Source organism: Marinobacter sp. ELB17 (genome assembly GCF_000169375.1).
Taxonomy (GTDB): Bacteria; Pseudomonadota; Gammaproteobacteria; order Pseudomonadales; family Oleiphilaceae; genus Marinobacter.
The window spans coordinates 1-3790 of record NZ_AAXY01000063.1 but is presented as its reverse complement, the minus strand read 5'-3'; the positions used below and the strand labels follow the sequence as shown (position 1 = coordinate 3790).

At 54.4% G+C, this 3790-nt stretch carries 7 protein-coding genes and 1 tRNA gene; 2 read left to right on the top strand and 6 right to left on the bottom strand.

Features of this window, described 5'->3' with window-relative positions; genetic code table 11:
• Window positions 1-12: 12 nt before the first annotated feature.
• The 6 genes from MELB17_RS22925 to MELB17_RS24850 all read right to left on the bottom strand — a co-directional run bounded on the left by MELB17_RS22925 (window position 13) and on the right by MELB17_RS24850 (window position 2520).
• On the bottom strand, window positions 13-333 hold the full coding sequence (locus MELB17_RS22925) for a TusE/DsrC/DsvC family sulfur relay protein (RefSeq protein WP_007352730.1): 321 nt from the start codon (window positions 331-333) through the stop codon (window positions 13-15).
• Window positions 334-337: 4 nt separating this feature from the next.
• Window positions 338-664, bottom strand: a complete 327-nt coding sequence (locus MELB17_RS22920; RefSeq protein ID WP_227499021.1) for a DsrH/TusB family sulfur relay protein — start codon at window positions 662-664, stop codon at window positions 338-340.
• A 75-nt stretch (window positions 665-739) separates the two neighbouring features.
• Window positions 740-1090, bottom strand: a complete 351-nt coding sequence (locus MELB17_RS22915) for a DsrE family protein (protein ID WP_007352728.1) — start codon at window positions 1088-1090, stop codon at window positions 740-742.
• Between the two features lie 2 nt (window positions 1091-1092).
• Window positions 1093-1506, bottom strand: coding sequence for a sulfurtransferase complex subunit TusD (gene tusD, locus MELB17_RS22910; RefSeq protein ID WP_007352727.1), 414 nt, complete (start codon window positions 1504-1506; stop codon window positions 1093-1095).
• Window positions 1507-1580: 74 nt separating this feature from the next.
• The gene (locus MELB17_RS22905; RefSeq protein ID WP_007352726.1) at window positions 1581-2300 is read right to left on the bottom strand and encodes a Bax inhibitor-1/YccA family protein; all 720 of its coding nucleotides are present in this window, start codon (window positions 2298-2300) and stop codon (window positions 1581-1583) included.
• A gap of 52 nt (window positions 2301-2352) precedes the next feature.
• On the bottom strand, window positions 2353-2520 hold the full coding sequence (locus tag MELB17_RS24850; RefSeq protein ID WP_007352725.1) for a hypothetical protein: 168 nt from the start codon (window positions 2518-2520) through the stop codon (window positions 2353-2355).
• Between the two features lie 192 nt (window positions 2521-2712).
• Here MELB17_RS24850 and MELB17_RS22900 point away from each other — a divergent pair.
• Window positions 2713-2803, top strand: a tRNA-Ser gene (locus MELB17_RS22900).
• 208 nt (window positions 2804-3011) lie between these two features.
• Window positions 3012-3773, top strand: coding sequence for an SDR family oxidoreductase (locus MELB17_RS22895; protein WP_007352724.1), 762 nt, complete (start codon window positions 3012-3014; stop codon window positions 3771-3773).
• The last annotated feature ends 17 nt before the right edge of the window (window positions 3774-3790 follow it).

Here is a 3790-nt window from a genome sequence, read left to right as displayed (position 1 = left end):
TTGTCTGACCCGCTACAAACAATTGGTGGGCCTTGGCAAACCCGCAACGCGGCAGGCGCTTTTAGCCGGAGTGCCAGGGAACAGCTGCATAAGGTAAATGCTGTTGCCTTTGTCTTCACCCAGAGCTTCTTTTACCGCCTTCACAAATAGCCGGTTTGAGGGCGGTGACATAGCGTGCTGCTGATAAAAACCCCTTAAAAACTGCACAATTTCCCAATGGGCCGGCGACAGTTCCAGACCGTTATCGGCGGCTATTTGTTCAGCGATCTGCAGAGTCCAGCTGTGGGCATCTTCCAGAAAACCTTCATTGTTACGTGTTGCCGTGTTGATCATGATTTCACCAGCTGATGATGCGTGTGGCCAGAGCGCTTAATTGCACCATTTGCTCGTAGCCTATCTGTGGTGTAGCTCCTGTCGCGTCGGTGCCCGCCCCGGATTTGGCAATCAGGCCACGGGCGCGGGCGTCGGCGGCCAGCATGAACACCGGGCAGGGCGCCGCAACAGCAACTTCAGGCGCGCTTAACACCGCGTTTTCAATCAGCAGCACCGTGTCTGCGGTGGCCAGCGTTGCAATGCACTGTGCAGCCCTGGGATGCTCCGCGGTTTTGTTCAGTATGTGCAGGGTGTGAATGTGGGCGGGTAAGTCTGCAACAGACTGGCTCATAAGGTGGTCCAATGGTTTTCGCCCTAACAGGCGGTTTATCAACTTGCGAACGGGGTCGGTGTTGGTCGCCGTTAGTCAGCCGGCGAACGTCACTTTTTCGAAGCCCGTCATGAACGTCTGGTCAGGTGCTATCAGGGTTACGCCAGCAATTATAGCGTCATTCGCCAGGCCATAGCGTTGGCAAGCCTGGACATCGGCATACAGAGCTTCAACGCCAAAAATGGCCGCCGCGCCCAGATTTTGTGCCACGGACTTTTGGCCAAGGCCGTCGGGTTGCTGTCCGGCGCGAAGCCAGTTCACACCGGCACCGCTGAACAGCAGAGCGCAGCTTTGGTCAAAAGCCGCAAGAGAGAACGCCATATCCAGGCCTTCGCGCCCGCTCCAACTGCCATAAGGCGCTTGGTCAATTACAATTAACACAGTCATGATCAAGCCCCGCTGTGGAAATAGATAACTTTACTGCAAGTGCCGGCTTCCACCCATTCGCCCAGTCCGGCGATTTCAAACGGCGCCCTTACGTTGTGTGCGGATAACTCGTAACGTTTTTGCTCGCCGCTGTCGATGAGGCCACGGCGTAGGGCCGAGGCGACACAGGCTACGGCTGGGATCTGGTGCTCCGCCAGGAACTCAGACCATAGCCGAGGCCAGTGGGGCTCGTCAGAGGGCGGGCATATCAGGGCCGAGGCAATGTGAACGCCATCGCCGTAGAGAAAGACACGGTCAATCTGGTGGCCTGCGGTAACGGCGGCACGGGCAAAGTCCAGCGCGGTTTGAGGGGCCTGGGATGAGTAGGGAGCTCCGGTTATTACCAGTGTGTAGGTTTGCAGAGAAATGTCAGCCATGGTTTGGAATCTTGTCTGATAGCAAAAACCCCGACAAGTGCCGGGGCTTCGGGTTACGTTAACGTCCGATTAAATCAGTCGTTACCACCGAACGCACCCAGCAGGTGCAGCAAGGCCAAAAACAGGTTGTAGATGTTCAGGTATAACCCGGTGGTTGCCATGATGTAGTTGGTTTCACCACCGTTAACGATACGACTTGTGTCGTACAGAATGAAGCCTGACATCAGCAGCACGATAGCAGCACTGAGAGCGAGGCTGAAGGCCGTTATCTCAACTCCAAACATACTGGCCACTATGCCACCTACGGCCGCAATCAGTACCACAACCAAGCCCGCAACCAGCATGCCGCGCATGAAGCTGAAGTCTTTTTTTGTGGTCAGAACGTAGCCAGAAAGCGCAAAGAACACCAGAGCGGTTCCGCCAAGAGCCTGGGTGATAATCTGCCCGCCGTTGGCGAACTGAAGGTAGTGAAGCAGAATCGGGCCTAGTGAAAGACCCAGCAGGCCGGTGAATGCGAACACCACGGCAATACCGGCAGAGCTGTTGGCGGTACGTGGCAATACAAACCAAACCAGAGCAATAGCGCCCAGGCTACACATCAGGCTTGTGCCCCGGCCCAGGCCGACCGACATTGCAACAGCCGCCATAACTGCACTGAATGCCAGCGTCATTGCAAGCAGGGTGTACGTGTTGCGCAGAACCTTGGTCGCTGAAGCACTGATAGGTGCGGTCGCGGACCCGCGGGCAATCTTGTCGCTAGCACTCTGCTGAACGTTGTACTGTCTGTTTTCCATTGTTATCTCCGTTTAAAGCGACTGGGTGCTTTCTAAACCAACTGTGTGCTATTCAAGCTAAACCAACTGTGTGCTGCTCAAACTGGTCAGATGCTATCTCAAAAGGTAATATACTGTAGTCTATAATAATGTCGTTTTCACAACTTTCAATCATTAAACGGTTAATTTTGTCCGGTTTTTCGGTAACTACTGTGACAATCGCAAGCTTGAAAAATTTCATTAAGTTGACGTAACTCTTGCTTAACTATTGTTTAACTCTGTCGTCGATCTGGCTTAGCTCTGTCGTAGCTCTGGCTTCACCTTGGAGTTGGTTTTTTCAGTTTCTAGCGCTGAATTTCGTGCAGAGCGTTGACAGAGATAAGAATTCCGGTATGATTCCCCCGGCTGTCGTTAGGCAGCAGTGGAAAAATATGGTGGGTTGGCAGAGTGGTTTAATGCAGCGGTCTTGAAAACCGCCGAAGGTTAATAGCCTTCCCGGGGTTCGAATCCCTGACCCACCGCCACTTTCTTCTCAAGTCAATATTCCCCAGCAACAAGATCCCTTCGGCCCGTAACCACAACTACGTCGATTAATACGTTTGAATTTCTTTCCTGGTTTTCTTGGTTCTCCGGCTGTTTTACAAAAATGCAGTAATCAACTGGACGTGAACTGGACAGATCTATTATCCCCTGCCAGTGTATTCCGTTTATGTTTATCAAGGATTCTGGTCTATGTCTGATGATCGCAAAGTGGCCCTGGTGACCGGTGGAGCTCATGGCATTGGCCGGGGCATAGCGGCGTACCTGCTGAAGCAGAATTGGCGTGTCGCTTTTTTCGATCTGGATGACATTGCCGCGAATGAGATTGTCGCAGCGTTTGGGGATCCCGCCAACCTGCTTTACGTGCGCTGCAATGTGGCAGATGAGGGCGACGTCAAGTTGGCGTTGCGTCAGCTTATAAGCTGGGGAAGTAGGCTGGATGCGCTGGTGAACAACGCCGGCTTGGCCGATCCCGTGACCGGCGCGGTGGAAGATCTGTCGTTGGCGGATTGGCAGAAACGACTGGATGTAAACCTGACCGGTCCCTTTCTAATGGCGAAACACTCAGTACCATACCTGCGCCTTACCCGGGGAGCTATCATCAACATTGCCTCCACGCGGGCTATGCAGTCTGAAGCCAATACCGAAGCCTACGCTGCCACCAAGGGCGGACTTGTAGCCCTGACCCACGCCCTTGCCATCAGCCTGGGGCCGGAGGTGCGAGTCAACTGCATCAGCCCGGGGTGGATCGATACCCGCGAGCCGGAGGCAGGCCAGGAGCCCGCGCCCTTAAGCGCACGGGACCACGCCCAGCATCCCGCAGGCAGGGTCGGTAAACCCGACGACATTGCGGCGATGGTGCATTATTTGATCTCCCCTCAAGCCAGTTTCATCACTGGGCAAAACATCGTGGTGGATGGCGGCATGGTGCGCAAGATGATTTACCAAGAGTAGGGGTGAGGGGAAGGGGA

What these genes read in the sequence shown, in the direction of transcription:
- MELB17_RS22925 (WP_007352730.1), bottom strand. Translation starts at nt 333, where the DNA reads ATGATCAACACGGCAACACGTAACAATGAAGGTTTTCTGGAAGATGCC.
- MELB17_RS22920 (WP_227499021.1), bottom strand. Translation starts at nt 664, where the DNA reads ATGAGCCAGTCTGTTGCAGACTTACCCGCCCACATTCACACCCTGCAC.
- MELB17_RS22915 (WP_007352728.1), bottom strand. Translation starts at nt 1,090, where the DNA reads ATGACTGTGTTAATTGTAATTGACCAAGCGCCTTATGGCAGTTGGAGC.
- tusD (WP_007352727.1), bottom strand. Translation starts at nt 1,506, where the DNA reads ATGGCTGACATTTCTCTGCAAACCTACACACTGGTAATAACCGGAGCT.
- MELB17_RS22905 (WP_007352726.1), bottom strand. Translation starts at nt 2,300, where the DNA reads ATGGAAAACAGACAGTACAACGTTCAGCAGAGTGCTAGCGACAAGATT.
- MELB17_RS24850 (WP_007352725.1), bottom strand. Translation starts at nt 2,520, where the DNA reads ATGAAATTTTTCAAGCTTGCGATTGTCACAGTAGTTACCGAAAAACCG.
- MELB17_RS22895 (WP_007352724.1), top strand. Translation starts at nt 3,012, where the DNA reads ATGTCTGATGATCGCAAAGTGGCCCTGGTGACCGGTGGAGCTCATGGC.